Origin of the sequence: Rhodococcus sp. T2V (assembly GCF_029269925.1) — a bacterium.
GTDB classification, from domain to species: Bacteria; Actinomycetota; Actinomycetes; order Mycobacteriales; family Mycobacteriaceae; genus Rhodococcus_F; species Rhodococcus_F koreensis.
This window is the reverse complement of record NZ_JARJBD010000094.1, coordinates 25,077-39,391: the sequence shown is the minus strand read 5'-3', so window position 1 is coordinate 39,391 and position 14,315 is coordinate 25,077. Positions and strand designations below refer to the sequence as shown.

The 14,315-nt window shown below is 68.1% G+C and carries 13 protein-coding genes; 9 read left to right on the top strand and 4 right to left on the bottom strand.

Features of this window, described 5'->3' with window-relative positions:
* Positions 1-190 (bottom strand): LLM class flavin-dependent oxidoreductase (locus tag P3H15_RS43670; RefSeq protein ID WP_346348846.1); only part of this gene is annotated, 190 nt, incomplete at its 3' end.
* Positions 191-531: 341 nt separating this feature from the next.
* Between P3H15_RS43670 and P3H15_RS43665 the strand changes: the two genes are divergently transcribed.
* From P3H15_RS43665 to P3H15_RS43625, 9 genes are read left to right on the top strand one after another with little or no spacing between them, the layout of a single operon-like run.
* Positions 532-1,620 carry an LLM class flavin-dependent oxidoreductase gene (locus P3H15_RS43665; protein ID WP_276142992.1) on the top strand — a complete coding sequence of 363 codons (1,089 nt, stop codon included), beginning with the start codon at positions 532-534 and terminating at the stop codon, positions 1,618-1,620.
* A gap of 5 nt (positions 1,621-1,625) precedes the next feature.
* Positions 1,626-3,959: a CaiB/BaiF CoA-transferase family protein gene (locus tag P3H15_RS43660; protein ID WP_276142991.1), complete on the top strand. Its 2,334-nt coding sequence runs from the start codon at positions 1,626-1,628 to the stop codon at positions 3,957-3,959.
* Between the two features lie 22 nt (positions 3,960-3,981).
* Positions 3,982-4,839: an alpha/beta fold hydrolase gene (locus tag P3H15_RS43655; protein WP_276142990.1), complete on the top strand. Its 858-nt coding sequence runs from the start codon at positions 3,982-3,984 to the stop codon at positions 4,837-4,839.
* Complete coding sequence (locus tag P3H15_RS43650; RefSeq protein ID WP_276142989.1) at positions 4,836-5,741, top strand: acetaldehyde dehydrogenase (acetylating); 906 nt, start codon at positions 4,836-4,838, stop codon at positions 5,739-5,741. The genes P3H15_RS43655 and P3H15_RS43650 overlap by 4 nt, the downstream gene beginning before the upstream one ends.
* Entirely contained in the window at positions 5,738-6,784 is a 1,047-nt protein-coding gene (dmpG, locus tag P3H15_RS43645; protein WP_276142988.1) for a 4-hydroxy-2-oxovalerate aldolase, read from the top strand. Before P3H15_RS43650 ends, dmpG begins: the two co-directional genes overlap by 4 nt.
* A complete protein-coding gene (locus tag P3H15_RS43640; protein ID WP_276142987.1) occupies positions 6,781-7,563 on the top strand; it encodes a 2-keto-4-pentenoate hydratase in 783 nt (260 codons plus the stop codon). Before dmpG ends, P3H15_RS43640 begins: the two co-directional genes overlap by 4 nt.
* Complete coding sequence (locus P3H15_RS43635) at positions 7,560-8,321, top strand: 2-keto-4-pentenoate hydratase (protein ID WP_276142986.1); 762 nt, start codon at positions 7,560-7,562, stop codon at positions 8,319-8,321. Before P3H15_RS43640 ends, P3H15_RS43635 begins: the two co-directional genes overlap by 4 nt.
* 48 nt (positions 8,322-8,369) lie before the next feature.
* Positions 8,370-8,882 carry a flavin reductase family protein gene (locus tag P3H15_RS43630; RefSeq protein WP_276142985.1) on the top strand — a complete coding sequence of 171 codons (513 nt, stop codon included), beginning with the start codon at positions 8,370-8,372 and terminating at the stop codon, positions 8,880-8,882.
* Between the two features lie 6 nt (positions 8,883-8,888).
* The gene (locus tag P3H15_RS43625; protein WP_276142984.1) at positions 8,889-9,947 is read left to right on the top strand and encodes a 3,4-dihydroxy-2-butanone-4-phosphate synthase; all 1,059 of its coding nucleotides are present in this window, start codon (positions 8,889-8,891) and stop codon (positions 9,945-9,947) included.
* 972 nt (positions 9,948-10,919) lie between these two features.
* Here P3H15_RS43625 and cofC read toward each other — a convergent pair.
* Genes cofC through P3H15_RS43605 form a run of 3 tightly spaced genes read right to left on the bottom strand, consistent with a single transcriptional unit; the run spans position 10,920 to position 14,304 of the window.
* Entirely contained in the window at positions 10,920-11,546 is a 627-nt protein-coding gene (gene cofC, locus P3H15_RS43615; RefSeq protein WP_276142982.1) for a 2-phospho-L-lactate guanylyltransferase, read from the bottom strand.
* On the bottom strand, positions 11,543-14,104 hold the full coding sequence (locus tag P3H15_RS43610) for a bifunctional FO biosynthesis protein CofGH (protein ID WP_276142981.1): 2,562 nt from the start codon (positions 14,102-14,104) through the stop codon (positions 11,543-11,545). Before P3H15_RS43610 ends, cofC begins: the two co-directional genes overlap by 4 nt.
* On the bottom strand, positions 14,101-14,304 hold the full coding sequence (locus P3H15_RS43605) for a 4-oxalocrotonate tautomerase family protein (RefSeq protein WP_276142980.1): 204 nt from the start codon (positions 14,302-14,304) through the stop codon (positions 14,101-14,103). Before P3H15_RS43605 ends, P3H15_RS43610 begins: the two co-directional genes overlap by 4 nt.
* Positions 14,305-14,315 lie beyond the last annotated feature (11 nt).

The window sequence follows — 14,315 nt, the reverse complement described above, 5'->3', positions numbered from 1 at the left end:
CCGTCCGCTCCCCCACCGCCGTCATCCACGCCAGCGAGAACGGCGCATGACCACCTTCGTGCCGCCACGGCTGGAAATGATCCGACACCGTCGCCGAATCCATGCCGTGTTGCTCCGCCAGCACACCCAGCTCCACCAACTCCCGCGGACCGAACTGCTCCGCAGACGCCTTATATCCAAGCTTTATCACTTCTGCACTGCCTCCAGAATTCGGACCTGATGTCTACCTAGCTGCTCCCGTACGGCTGGTGCCGCCTTCATCGCCGGTGAATCCAGCTGCCAAATTGAGAATCGCGCGAGATACCGGAACCGGTACGGCGTGAGCGATGGCCTCTTCAGCCAAAGGAGTCGAATATCGGCAACGCGCGGGCGACGTCGCGCAAGACAAACCGCTTCATCCACACGCGACACGTCAAACCTACGCGAGCGACAATCCGCGCTCCGGCGGCCGACGAAGAACAGGCGGAATCTGGACCTGTATCCGCGCTTAGTGGACGCTGCGGCGCCCTCGCCGTTCCTACGGTTGCGGGCATGGTTAAGTCCTGGCTCTTCGATATCTTCAACTACCCATACGACTCCGCTCCCGAGGGCCTCGACCCGGCGCTGGTCGAGGACGAGTTCGACTGGCACCTCGACGCGTGGGTCAAGGCAGAGGAACTCGGGTACGACGGTGTGCTGTTCTCCGAGCACCACTTCACCGCGTACAACATGAGCCCCTCGCCCAACCTGCTCGTCGCCGCGGTCGCGCAGCGAACGAACACCCTGCGGTTGGGAGCGATGTGCAACGTCACGGCGTTCCACAACCCGCGACGGCTCGCTGAGGAGACGGCGATGCTCGACTACCTCACCAGAGGCCGCCTCGAGGTCGGCCTCGGCCGTGGCGCCGACGACCACGAATTCCGCAAGGAAGGGTTCCCGTTGGAGGACACCCGGCCCTGGTTCGAGGAGTCTCTTGAACTCATGCACAAGGCATGGGAGCAGCCACGATTCACTCATCATGGCCGGTTCTTCCACTACGACGACGTCTCGATCTATCCGCGTCCGCGTCGAACCCCACGGATATGGGTGACCGCACTGAGCCCGGCGACCATCGCCTGGGCCGGCAGCAAGGGCTACCGACTTTCGCTGGCGTTTATGCCGGCCAAGGTCATGGCCCAGTTCCGCAACATCTACAACGAAGCGGCGGCTGACGCGGGCCACTCGACCGCTCCCGAGCAGATCGGCGTGATGCGCAACATCTTCGTGGCGGATTCGGACGAGGAGGCACGTGACCTTGCCGAGCCGGCGCTGGATCATGTCTTCCGCTTGTTCAAGGAGGCGGCCGTGCCGGACGACCTCGGGCACATGGCTCCCGGCTACGAGGGTTACTCGTCGTTCTTTGCGCCGTTCGCTGCGGAGGGCGGGGTCCGGTTCGAGGACCTGCAGGCTTCGGGCGCAGTCGTTGTCGGGTCACCAAGCACGGTGCGCGACCAGTTGGTCGCACAGGTCGAGGAGATCGGTTGCGGTCATCTCATGAACTGGTTCTCCTTCGGCCAGCTCACGCGCGACCAAACTATGCGGTCCATGGAGCTCTACGCCAAGGAGATCGTCCCCGCACTCCGTTCTCTGGAAGTCCGTTGACTCCCATGGAATCATCCGGTGGAGCGCTGGCAGGAATCCGGGTGGTCGACTTCGGGCAGTATGTGGCAGGTCCGCTCGTGGCGATGATCCTGGCAGACCACGGTGCAGAGGTGATCCGGGTCGAACCCCCGGGCGGTCCGCGGTGGCGCAGCGAGGCAAACGCGATCCTGCAACGCGGAAAGCGCGGCGTCGTTCTCGACCTCACCGATCCCGTCGGATTGGCCGAGGCCCGCCGGCTCGTCGTCTCCGCCGACGTGGTGGTGGAGAACTTCCGCCCCGGCGTCATGGAGCGGCTCGGGCTGGGATTCGACACGGTACGGCAGGACAACCCGTCGTTGATCTATTGCTCGCTGCCGGGCTTTGCTTCCGACGACCCCAGGGCGAGCGTGTACGCGCACGAGGGAGTGGTCAGTGCGGCGGCCGGGTTGTATCCGCAGCGCGACTTCGCACCGGGCGGCGAGCCCATCGTGAACACCATGCCGCTCGCGTCGGTGTTCGCCGCGATGATCGGTCTCAATTGCGTTGTCGCCGCGCTCATTGCGCGTGAGCGGACGGGCGTCGGGCAGCGCATCGAGACGTCTCTGTTCGACGCGTGCTTCGAGATCACCCGCTTCTACGGCGACCAGGTCGCGGGCGAAGCTCCCGACCGGCCCGCCGACGCCGTCGTGCCGCAGTCGTTCCAGCTCGGCGGCAGCTTCGATCCCCCGACAGCCGACCACTATCGGTGCGCGGACGGCCGGTGGGTTCATCTGTCCTGGCTGGAAGGCCGGCAGCTGGAGACCTTCGCCGAGCTCGTCGGAATGCGTGCAGAGTGGGCCGAAGCCGGGGTGCTGGACATCCCGCTCGCCCGCTTCTGGGACGACCCGCGGCTGCGCTCCAAGCTGCGTGGACACCTCGAACCGATATTCCTGCAGCGGCCTGCCGCGGAGTGGGAGCGACTGGTCAACCCCGACTGCGATCTCACCGAGTGCGCCACGACGCAGGAATGGCTGCTCTACGACGAGCAGGCTCGAGCGACCCGATCGGTGATTACGCTGCCCGACCCGGAGTTGGGCGTCACCCACCAGTTGGGTCACACCGTCACCATGTCTGCGACCCCGCCCGAGGTCCGGCGCCCCCGCGAGCTGCCCACCGGCGGCCGAGCACCGACATGGTCGAGCGCGCCGGAGGCGCCTGGACGGCGCTCAAGCGGAACCGTGGCGTCGGCTCTGGAGGGCGTTCTCGTCGTCGACACCTGTCAGTTGCTTGCCGGGCCGACCGTCGGTCGGATCCTGCTGGAGTACGGGGCCGACGTCGTTCAGGTGTCGAACCCGCACGGGCGCGCATCGCAGGCTTACCACCGGATCACCAACGGCGGGAAGCGTTCGATGAGCCTGGATCTCAAGCGCCCCGGCGGGCTCGACGTCTTCCGGGAGTTGCTCAAGCGCGCCGACGTACTCTCGACCAACTTCTCCGAAGCCGTGGCCGAGCGTCTGGGCATCGACGAGCCGACGGTGCGGGGGTACCGGACCGACATCGTGTACTCGCGACTGTCGGCGCACGGCCCGGTCGGGCCCCGCGCGGAATACCGCGGCCACGAGCAGGTCGGGCAGACCGTCACGGGGATGCAGGTTCGGTTCGGCAAAGACGCAGAGCACCCGATCATGCAGCCGTTCGCGGTCAATGATTGCGGCACAGGACATCTCACCGCGCTCGCGATCATGCTGGCACTGTTTCACCGGATGCGTACCGGCGAAGGCCAGTGGGTCGGGTCGTCACTCGCCCAGGCGGCCGGCCTCTTTCAGGTGCCCTACATGATCGCGCACCGGCGGCGGGACTGGGACGATCCCGGCGGACTGGGCTGCCGCGGCACCAGCCCCACCGAGCACCTATACCTCGCCTCGGACGGCTGGTTCTACCTCGGCGCTCCAGACACCGCGGCGACCAGGAGAACCCTCGCGGGTGTCGCTGGGCTCGAGGGTGTCACAGAAACCCCCGACCTCGAAGCAGCTCTGGCGGCTCGCTTCTCCACCGCTTCCCGTGCGGTGTGGGCACAGCGGCTCACCGACGCAGGGCTCGGCGCCCACGCCTGGAACTCGATCGACGACGCGATGAATGACCCGTGGGCCCGCACGCACGGCCTGTCTCGATTCGTGGAATTCCCGCAGGGCGGCACCGGACGGCTGGTCGCGCCGGTCCCACGGCTCACCGCAACACCGATGCGGGCGGGCACGCCGGCCCCGCCAGTCGGCTGGCACACCGAAGACCTGCTGCGAGAGCTCGGATTCGGCGACCAGATCGATTCCCTCGTCGCTGGCGGAGCCGCGGTGCTCCCCGCAGTCACGCCACAACCTTCCTGACACAGACGACAAGGACAAGCCAATGGGCACCATCACTGTCGACGACGGAACCGCGCTGCACTACCGCGACGCGGGCTCCGGCCCGGCCCTGCTGTTCCATCCGGGGTTCGCCAACAACCTCGACCTGTGGAACTGGCTCGTCGCAGAACTCGCACCCACGCACAGATGCATCACGTTCGACCCCCGCGGACACGGTGCTTCCGACAAGCCGGACTCGGACTACGCCCTCGACGAACTGGGGCGTGACCTCGTCGCGATCGCCGAGCGGCTCGATCTTCACGATGTGACGGTCGTGGGCCACTCGCTCGGTGGCGCGGTCGCAACCCAGGCGGTACTCGGGCACAACCAGGAACGCCGGATCAGCCGGCTCGCGCTCGTCGGTCCGGCGGTGCCGGCCCTGATCGTGGGCAGCGAGGGCGCACCGGGCATGCCTGCAGATGCCTACGCCGGGTTGTCCGCGGCGCTCGCCGCCGACTATGTCGGCCTCCTGCTCGGGATCGTCGACAACTTCTACCACCAGACCCCCGCAGCAACGGGGACCTGGCTCGCCGGCAAGTGCCTCGACCTGCCCGTCCACCTCGGCCTGCGCTACTTCGCCCATGCCGCCGACATCGACTACCGGGAGCGGCTGCACGAGGTCGATGTGCCCGTTCTCGTGATGTGGGGTGCGCACGACCGGATCGCAGACCCGCGGTGGGCCGACTGGCTGCGGGAACAGAACCTGTCGGGCTGGCAGGTCGAGACGCTGAACGACAGCGGCCACGGCGCCATGGTCGATGAACCGGGACGGATGGCTGATCTGCTGCGTGCATTCGTCCGGGAGCCGGAGCCTGCCGGACGTCGAGGACAGGCGCCGACCACAAGTGAAGGACGACGATGAGTTCGAGAAAGGTGACGGCCGCGATCGTGGGGCCGGGCAATATTGGCACCGATCTGCTGGCGAAGCTGCGGCGCAGCAGCGTGATCGACGTGCAGTACGTGGTCGGGGTGGTGGAGTCCGACGGCCTCGCCCGGGCCCGTCAGCAGGGGATCGCGGCGTCGGCGGAGGGAGTGGACTGGCTGCTGCGGCAGGACCCCCTGCCCGAGATCGTGTTCGAGGCGACGTCGGCGCAGGCGCACGCAGCGAACGCGCCGCGCTACGCCGAGGCAGGCATCCAGGCCGTCGATCTCACGCCGGCGCACCTTGGCCCGATGGTGTGCCCGCCGGTCAACCTGCGCGACCACATCGACGCTGCGAACGTATCGATGATCACGTGCGGCGGGCAGGCCACGATCCCGATGGTCCACGCCGTCTCGCGAGTCATTGCGGTGCCGTACGCGGAGATCGTCGCCTCCGTCGCCTCCCGTTCGGCCGGCCCCGGCACACGGGCGAACATCGACGAGTTCACCCAGACCACGGGTAGCGCCGTCGCCGAGGTCGGGGGTGCCGGCCGCGGCAAGGCGATCATCGTGCTGAATCCTGTCGAGCCGCCGATGATCATGCGCGACACCGTGTTCTGCATGATCTGCGCCGACGCAGACCGTGCCGCCATCGCCACGTCGGTGCACGACATGGTCGCCGAGGTCCAGCAGTACGTGCCGGGCTACACGCTGCGCGCCGAGCCGCAATTCGACGAGCCGCGCGAGTCCTGGGGCGGGCGTGCGCGCGTTGCGCTGTTCCTCGAGGTCACGGGCAACGGCGATTACCTGCCGCCCTACGCCGGCAACCTCGACATCATGACCGCGGCCGCCGCCCGGGTGGGCGAGCTGATGGCCCGACAGAAGATCGGAGTCGCCGCGTGACCTTCCCACAACTCGCCCACGACGTCCGGATCGTCGACACCACCTTGCGTGACGGTTCGCACGCTGTGGCCCACCAGTTCACCGAGACCCAGGTCCGTGAGACCGTCCGGGCGCTCGACGCCGCTGGTGTGGAGGTCGTCGAGGTCACCCACGGCGACGGGCTCGGCGGGTCGACGTTCAATTACGGGTTCTCCCACACCGACGAGATGGCGCTCATCTCCGCGGCGCGCGAGGAGGCCACGCAGGCCAAGATCGCCGTGCTGCTCGTTCCCGGCATCGGCACCGTCGACGACTTGAAGAGGGCCCGCGACCACGGCGCGGATATGGTCCGCGTCGCCACCCATTGCACCGAGGCCGACGTGTCCCGCCAGCACTTCGGCGCCGCTCGCGACCTGGGCATGGAGACCGCCGGATTTCTCATGATGGCCCACCGCACCTCACCTGAAAACCTGGCCGCACAGGCGCGGATCATGGTCGACGCCGGCTGCCAGACCCCGTACGTCACCGACTCCGCCGGCGCTCTGCTCATGCACGAGGCCCGCGCTCGGTTCGAAGCGGTGGTCGCCGAGGTCGGCGACGAGGCCTGGGTCGGCTACCACGGCCACCAGAACATGAGTTTCGGCGTCGCCAACTCCGTCATCGCCCACGAGGTCGGCGTGCGCTACATCGACGGGTCGCTCTGCGCGCTCGGCGCCGGCGCCGGCAACTCCCCGACCGAGGTCCTCGCGGCCGTGTTCGATCGCTTGGGCATCGACACCGGGCTCGACGTCGTAGCCTTGCTGCACGCCGCCGAAGACGTGGTCCATCCCTACCTGAAGCGCTGGCCGAAGATGGACCGCAACGCCGTCGTCCAGGGCTGGGCCGGGGTCTACTCCAGTTTCCTGCTGCACGCCGAGACCGCCGCACAACGATACAAGGTACCCGCCCACGAAATACTCACGCGCTGCGGCGAACTCGGCCTCGTCGGCGGCCAAGAAGACATGATCATCGACGTCGCCATCGATCTCGCGGCGACAAATTCCCAGGCTCGAGGCCGGCTGTGACACTGAACGCGCGCGCCAAGGCCCAGGCGCTCTACGACGCCCGACGGACCCGTGTACCGATCCCGCCGTTCACCGACGCCGACCCGACGCTGGGGATGGCCGACGGATATGCCGTGCAGCGCGAACTGATCGACCTGTTGCTCGCCGACGGCGACCGGATCGTCGGGTACAAGGTCGGCCTGACCTCCGAACCTATGCAGAAGCTGATCGGCGTGGACTCCCCCGACTACGGCCCGGTGCTGGCTTCGACCGTTTACCAGGACGGCGGTGAGATCCCGGTGAGCCGGTTCATCGCGCCGAGGGTCGAGGCGGAGATCGTGTTCGTGCTCGGCGAGCGGCTGGTTGGCCCGGGCGTGACCGTTGTACAGGCACGCGCTGCGCTCGCCAGCGCGGTCGCCGGGATGGAGATCGTGGACTCCCGGATCGCCGACTGGCGCATCAAGCTGGCCGACACCGTCGCCGACCTTGCCTCAAACGGCGCGGTCGCGATGTCGAGCCGGATCGTGCCGGTCGCCGACCTGGACGCCCGGCTGGTCGGGATGACGTTGACCCGCAACGGCGAGCTGATCGACACCGGCGCCGGCGCGGCTGCGTTGGGCGACCCGGTCGCCGTCGTCGCATGGCTCGCGAACGTGTTGGGCCAGAACGGTATCGCCCTCGAACCCGGGCACCTGATCATGACCGGCGCGCTACACGCCGCCGTGCCGATGACGCCCGGTGATGTGTTCCGGGCCGACTTCGACCGGCTCGGGCCGGTGACAGTGCGGGTGGTCGCATGATCGGCATCAGTGAGCTGGCCGGGCGCTTGGGCGAAGCGGCCGCGAACCGCACCGCGATCACACAGCCCTCGGTCGAGCACCCCGATTTCGACCTCGCCACGGCATACCGTGTCCAGCGCATATTGCGCTCGACTTCCGTCCCGTTGGCCGGGTGGAAGCTGGGCGTCACGTCGCGGGCCAAACAAGCCCAGGTCGGTCTCGCGGATCCGGTCTACGGCTTCCTCGCCGGCGCAGCGGCGGTCGATCTGGGCGAGCGGCTGGACACCTCTCGGCTCATCCAGCCGCGGTGCGAGCCCGAGATCGTGTTCACCCTCGGCCGCGACCTCGCCGGCCCGCATGTGACCGCAGCGGAGGTGATCGCCGCGTCGTCCGGCGTCGCGGTCGGGATCGAGGTGCTCGACTCCCGCTACGCCGACTACCGGTTCACGATGGCCGACGTCGTCGCGGACAACACCTCGGCCGCCCGGTACGTCGTCGGCACCCCGGTGAGCCCGGCGGGCATCGACCTTCGACTCGCCGGAGTGGTGCTGGAGAAGAATGGGACGGTCGTGGCCACCGCGTCGGGCGCGGCCGCACTCGGTCATCCGGCCGCGGCCGTCGCGTGGCTCGCCCGACAGCTCGCGGTCGACGGCGAGAGCCTGCGAGCGGGCCAGATAGTGCTTTCGGGCGGGCTGACCGCTGCGGTCCCAGTCGGGCCCGGTGACGTCGTGACTGTCTCGATCGATTGGCTGGGCTCGCTCGAACTCGGCTGCTGCTGAACCCGAACCTTGGAGGAAACGATGTCGCAAGTCGTCATGGGAACAACGATGACCGTCCCTGACCCCACCGAGACCGACGCGCTGCGCCGGGCCTACCGCGCCTTCCCCAGTGGGGTCACCGCTGTCTGTGCGCTCCGCGACGGCGCGCCGATCGGCATCGCCGCGAGCTCGTTCGTCACGGTGTCGATGGATCCGCCGCTGGTGGCGGTGTGCGTCCAGCACACCTCCACGACCTGGCCGCTGCTGGCCGCCCGGCCAAGGCTCGGGCTGTCGGTGCTCGGGTCGACGCACGACCGTGCGTGCCGACAGATCGCGTCCAAGACCGGGGATCGGTTCGCTGGCATCGAGTACACCGTCACCGACGCCGGCGCGGTGCTCCTCCACGACGCAGCGGCGTGGCTGGACTGCACGGTGCACGAGATTGTCCCCGCCGGGGACCACGACCTGGCGCTGCTGCGCGTCGAGGCCATGGAGACGCACGACCACGTCGGCCCCCTGGTCTTCCACGGAAGCCGACTCCATGCGCTGCCCGCCCCGCCGCGGTGCACAGAGAAAAGGTAGCGCCTGATGTCCGTCCACCTCGAGACCCTACCTGCAGTCGACAGGGTAGGCCTGGCCGTGGCCGCCCTGCGCGCCGGGCGCCCGGTACTCGTCGCCGACGACGTCACCGGGGCCGGCGAGTACAACGTCGTCCTCCCCGCAGTGCTGGCCGAGCCGCGGTGGACCGCATGGGCCGTCCGGCACACCTCGGGTCTGCTGTGCGCGCCGCTCCCCGCCGAACGCGCCGACGCCCTCGCCCTGGACCCCATGGTCCGCGACAACCAGGATCCGCGCGGCACGGTCTACACGGTGTCTGTCGACGCGGCGCACGGCGTCGGCACCGGTATCAGTGCGACCGATCGTGCGCGCACCGCCCGGGTCCTCGCCGATCCCGCGACGCTGCCCACCGACCTCGTGCGGCCGGGGCACGTGCTCCCGGTGCGGGCCAGTGCGGGCGGCGTCGTCGACCGGCCCGCGCCCGCCGAGGCCGGAGTCGACCTGTGCCGCCTGGCAGGGCTGCCCCCGGTCGCCCTGATCGCCGAACTGGTCGGCGCGAACGGCGGAATGGCCGGCGACGAAGACGCCGCCCTTCTCGTCGGCCGGCACGACCTGCCGATCCTCGGCATTGCCGAACTCGTCGACCATCGGCTCCGGTTCGGTGACGGTGAGCGCGGCCGGGTCACCAGGGCCGCCGCTACCCGACTACCCACCGAGCACGGCCTGCTCGACGCCGTCGGGTACCGCGACGAGATCACCGGCGCCGAGCACATCGCGCTCATCGGACGGGAACCGGCGACCCGGCCGCTCGTGGCGGTGCACGCCGAGTGCGCGGTCGGTGACGTCTTCGGCGCGCTGAGCTGTGATTGCCGCAGACGATTGGCAGAGTCCGCGGCACTGGTCGCCCACCAGGGCGGGGTCCTGATCTATCTACGCCGCACGGGCGTGCGGGCCGTCGGTGCGCTCGACGGGCACCCGTGGACCGCCGCAGATGACGCCGCCGCCGGCGCGATCCTCGCCGACCTCGGCCACCACGCTGCGCCGCTGCTTGTCAGGTCAGGCGAGCCCGGTCGGGCTGACCTGACCTGACCGTACACGCTCCCGCGCCCTGCGCCGCTACCGCACTGCATTCGATTTGTGCCAGAGCCTGTCTCAGACGTCTACGGAAGACAGCCGGTGACCTCAACACTGTCGTCTCGCTGCGCCACGAGCGGCTCGGCCAGCTGCTGCCGATCCGCAGTGTCGCCCACGGGATCCAGTGTTTCGGTCGTCAATCCTTCCCGCCTCATTTGTCACCCACACGCAGTAGATTTCGATCAAACGCCGATATTGCCCCGTGGACGAACTCACGGGAGGTGACGCCTTTCCGAAGTTGGGACACCTGGCCCGACAGCTGCCGTTAGTCGGCATTTGTACTCGGCGATATCGATTGCGAATGCGGCATGGTCCCTTAGAGCAAGCCCACCGAGCGGTCCCCAAACAAGCACAAGAGCCGAGAATGTCGCTGTCACTAGGGCGTTCCACATTTCGTTCCTATGTGAGGCGCGTGCTGAAGTTTGCGTAACTTCCTGGGATCTGTCGGATCGCCGTCGGATCGCCGGCCGCCCGCTCCGTCCACGTGACCCGCCGAGCGACTCACCGGCCAACCGAGGATCGTCCGTTCGCGGGGTATATCCTCGCTAAACTACGTATTTCCCCTTGAGCGCAGTTGGACTCAGGTACGACCTGCCACAAACGTTCGATGAACCGGTGCCGCGACATTCCGAAGTGAACGAGGATCTCTTCCTCGTCCGGACCGCCGTATGGTGCCCACATACTGGCGAACTCGATGAGCAACTCCGCCTCGGTGTCGCCATGCTTGCGCGTGCTGTTGTCCTCGGCCCATGCGGCGCGTCGCCGCTGGGACCATCTGCGATTCTCGCGTGAATTCATCGGATTGAACGATCTGCTCAGTGGCCTATTGGTGGCCTTCGGAATTTGGTCGTCCTTGCCGCGGCAAGGTGTGAAAGCGGATGGACATCCGTTCAGGGGTAGCTGTCAAGTTAATTTCCGCACGGCGCTCTAGCGAGGCACGAACCTGGTGCACCAGTCCGCAGTTGTGGGTCCGAGGCCGAATGTCCGTGCGGTGAGCAGATCCCGGTATGTGTCGACGTCGTGGCGTGAGCGAATCGACCGGGTCAGCACGGTACGAAAGCCTGCCTCGGAGTGACGCGCATACGACCCTCGGCCGAACACTGTGGTGTAGACGTCCGGGCGCCGGCCGAGTCCGAGGAAAACGGTCCCGTTCCCATTCCTGTCCGGGCACACGACACGGTCGTGTTCGGCGGCAGCGAGCAGGTCTTCGTCGAGTTCTTCTGATCGAAGACACGGCAAGTCCGCCAGCAGGATGCCGATCGCAGCTCGGTGGGACTGCGCGTCGACCGCACGCGATATCGACTCGTTCAGCCCCATCGACGGCCCCTCACGCAGGACTGAGGCGCCGCAGCGCTGCGCAACCGCGGCGACCACAGCATCCGGGGTTACTACAACGACACGGCCTGTACGCGGCGCCGCTATCGCCGCCTGGAGAACGTCGGTTAGCATCGCCAGGACCAGCGAAGTCTTGGCGTGAGACACGATGGTGGGAAGCAGAAGTCGTGATTTCGCTCGCTGAAGTTCCTTGACCGGGATGAGGAGATCGATGCTCATCCCGAGCTCAGACTGGTCGCGTTGCCCAGCGGGGTGACGGGGTCTCGGTAGGTGGTGCTGCGCTGCCGGACCGCACGTCCGGCGGCCGCGGCGATCACCGTCAGCTCCGCCACGGACCGTGCGGAGCCGTTCTCCGAGCCGGCCATTCGAGAAATTGTCTCCTCCATGATCGTGCCGCCCAAGTCGTCGGCACCGCCGCGGAGTATGTCGACGGCGAGGTGGTCGCCGAGCTTCACCCAGGAGCACTGGACGTGGTCGATCCGCCCGTGCAGGGCCAGCCGCGCGAAGGCGTGCACCGCGCGGTTGTCCCGTTCGGTGGGTCCGGGGCGGGCGATCCCGGCCAGATAGATCGGCGCGTTCTGGTGCACGAACGGCAGAGGGACGAACTCGGTGAACCCGCCGGTGCGATCCTGGATCGAGGCGAGCGTGCGCAGGTGCGCCAGCCAGTGCCGTGGTTCGTCGACGTGTCCGTACATCATCGTCGACGACGACGGGATCCCAAGTTCGTGCGCCGTCGACACGACCTCGATCCACTGCGCCGCAGGCAGCTTCCCTTTGGTGAGGACCCAGCGAACCTCGTCGTCGAGGATCTCTGCCGCGGTGCCCGGGATCGACCCGAGCCCAGCCGCCTTCAGCTCGGTGAGCCACTCTCGAACCGACGCCCCGGCCTTCGACGCCGCGGACACGATCTCCATCGGTGAGAACGCGTGTACGTGCATCCCTGGCACGGCCTCGCGCACAGCACGGACGAGATCAGCATAGAAGGTCACCGGTAGCTGCGGGTCGATTCCGCCCTGCACACACACCTCGGTAGCGCCGTGCTGCGCGGCTTCTACTGCGCGCGAGGCGATCTCGGGTAGCGATAGCCGGTAAGCGTCGGCGTCGCGCTCCCGCTGGGCGAATGCGCAGAACCGGCATCCGACATAGCACACGTTGGAGAAGTTGATGTTTCGGTTGACGACGTAGGTGACCTCGTCCCCGTTGACGTGGCGCCGAACGTCGTCGGCAAGCCTGGCCAGCTCATTCAGTGCCGGACCTTCGGCGGTCAATACCGACATGGCGGCATCCGCGTTCGCCGGGTCGAGCAGCGCGGCGGGGTCGGACGCGGCCAGATCCAGTCCCGCTCGGACGTCCATGTCGAGACGTTCGGGGGCGGATCGCCGGGAGGCCGCCACCGACGACCGCAGCGATTCCCAGTCGCCGTACACCGATGCGAAATCCCCACGCCGGTCGCCCATGCGACCCGCTGTGTCGATGGTGATGTGCAGGTCCGTGCGGCCGGTCGAGGAGAACCCGCCGTCCGGCTCTTGCCATGGCCGGCCCGCGACGACGGCTTTCTCGTCGGCCAGTCCGGTCAGCGGGTCGGCGAGCGCCGCGACGTGCGCGTGCAGCCGGGTGTCGATCCACGGCGAGCCCGCCAACACATAATTCGGATAGGCCGTGAGCCGCTCCCGCAGTGTGAATCCTGAGTCGGCCGAACGCGCCGCGAGCTCGTCGATGACCGGCCACGGGCGCTCCGGGTTGACGTGGTCCACGGTGACCGGCGAGACGCCGCCCCAGTCGTCGATCCCGGCCCGCAGCATCAGCGCGAACTGTTCGCCGACCAAGTTCGGTGGGGCCTGCACACGCATCTTGGGCCCCAGCACCAGCCGAGTCACCGCGATGGTAGCCACGAGTTCTTCGAGGTCGGCGTCGGGGTCGCCTGCCATGGCGGTGTCGGGCTTGGCCCGGAAGTTCTGCACGATGACTTCCTGGATGTGCCCGTACGCCCGGGCTACCGAGCGGATCGCAAAGATCGAGTCCGCGCGCTCGGCCCGGGTCTCCCCGATGCCGACCAGGAAGCCGGTGGTGAACGGCACGCCCACGCGTCCCGCGTCGGTCAGCGCCCGCAGCCTGACCGCCGGTTCCTTGTCCGGGCTGCCATAGTGCGGGCCGCCCTTCGCCGACCAGAGCCGGGTCGCCGTCGTCTCCAACATCAATCCCATCGAGGGGGCGACCGGTTTGAGCCGCGTGAGCTCCTCCCACGACAGCACGCCAGGGTTGAGATGCGGCAGCAGTCCGGTCTCCTCGAGCACCGCGATCGCGCAGGCCCGGACGTAGTCGGGCGTCGAGTTGTAGCCGTGCTCGTCGAGCCACTTCCGCGCCGCAGGCCAACGGTCCTCCGGCCGGTCCCCCAGCGTGAACAGGGCCTCTTTGCAGCCCTGCGCGGCGCCCGCCCGGGCGATCTCCAGCACCTCGTCGCGCTCGAGAAATGCCGCTGGGACGCGGTGTGGCACCGTCGCGAAGGTGCAGTAGTGACACCGGTCCCGGCAGAGGCGGCTGAGTGGGATGAACACCTTCCGCGAGTAGGTGACGACGCCGGGACGGCCGGCGTCGATCAGCCCCGCGTCACGCACCTTCGAGGCGGCGTCGAGCAACTGATCGAGCTTCTCGCCGCGCGCGGCCAGAAGCACGGCGGCCTCGGATACGTCGAGCGCCACACCGTCGCATGCCCGGCGTAGGGCACGGCGCAGGGCGGACTCCGACGGCTCCTCGAGTCCGTGAGGCTGACCACTCATCGTCGGCCGGACGCCCGCAGCGCGGCCATCGAATCGCCCCCGATGAAGAAGTGCTCAGGCTCGCAGAGGGCGATCGACACCCGGATGCTCTCGGGGCGCGCGTCGAGAGCATCCACGACGGCCCGGGTGATAGCGGGGCCGAGCGCGGCGATCTGGGCGTCGGTACGTCCGCTAGTTAGCGTGACATTGATCAGCGGCATTGAAATTCACT

Coding starts and splice junctions, on each gene's coding strand:
- P3H15_RS43665 (WP_276142992.1), top strand. CDS start 532: ATGGTTAAGTCCTGGCTCTTCGATATCTTCAACTACCCATACGACTCC.
- P3H15_RS43660 (WP_276142991.1), top strand. CDS start 1,626: ATGGAATCATCCGGTGGAGCGCTGGCAGGAATCCGGGTGGTCGACTTC.
- P3H15_RS43655 (WP_276142990.1), top strand. CDS start 3,982: ATGGGCACCATCACTGTCGACGACGGAACCGCGCTGCACTACCGCGAC.
- P3H15_RS43650 (WP_276142989.1), top strand. CDS start 4,836: ATGAGTTCGAGAAAGGTGACGGCCGCGATCGTGGGGCCGGGCAATATT.
- P3H15_RS43635 (WP_276142986.1), top strand. CDS start 7,560: ATGATCGGCATCAGTGAGCTGGCCGGGCGCTTGGGCGAAGCGGCCGCG.
- P3H15_RS43630 (WP_276142985.1), top strand. CDS start 8,370: ATGACCGTCCCTGACCCCACCGAGACCGACGCGCTGCGCCGGGCCTAC.
- P3H15_RS43625 (WP_276142984.1), top strand. CDS start 8,889: ATGTCCGTCCACCTCGAGACCCTACCTGCAGTCGACAGGGTAGGCCTG.
- cofC (WP_276142982.1), bottom strand. CDS start 11,546: ATGAGCATCGATCTCCTCATCCCGGTCAAGGAACTTCAGCGAGCGAAA.
- P3H15_RS43610 (WP_276142981.1), bottom strand. CDS start 14,104: ATGAGTGGTCAGCCTCACGGACTCGAGGAGCCGTCGGAGTCCGCCCTG.
- P3H15_RS43605 (WP_276142980.1), bottom strand. CDS start 14,304: ATGCCGCTGATCAATGTCACGCTAACTAGCGGACGTACCGACGCCCAG.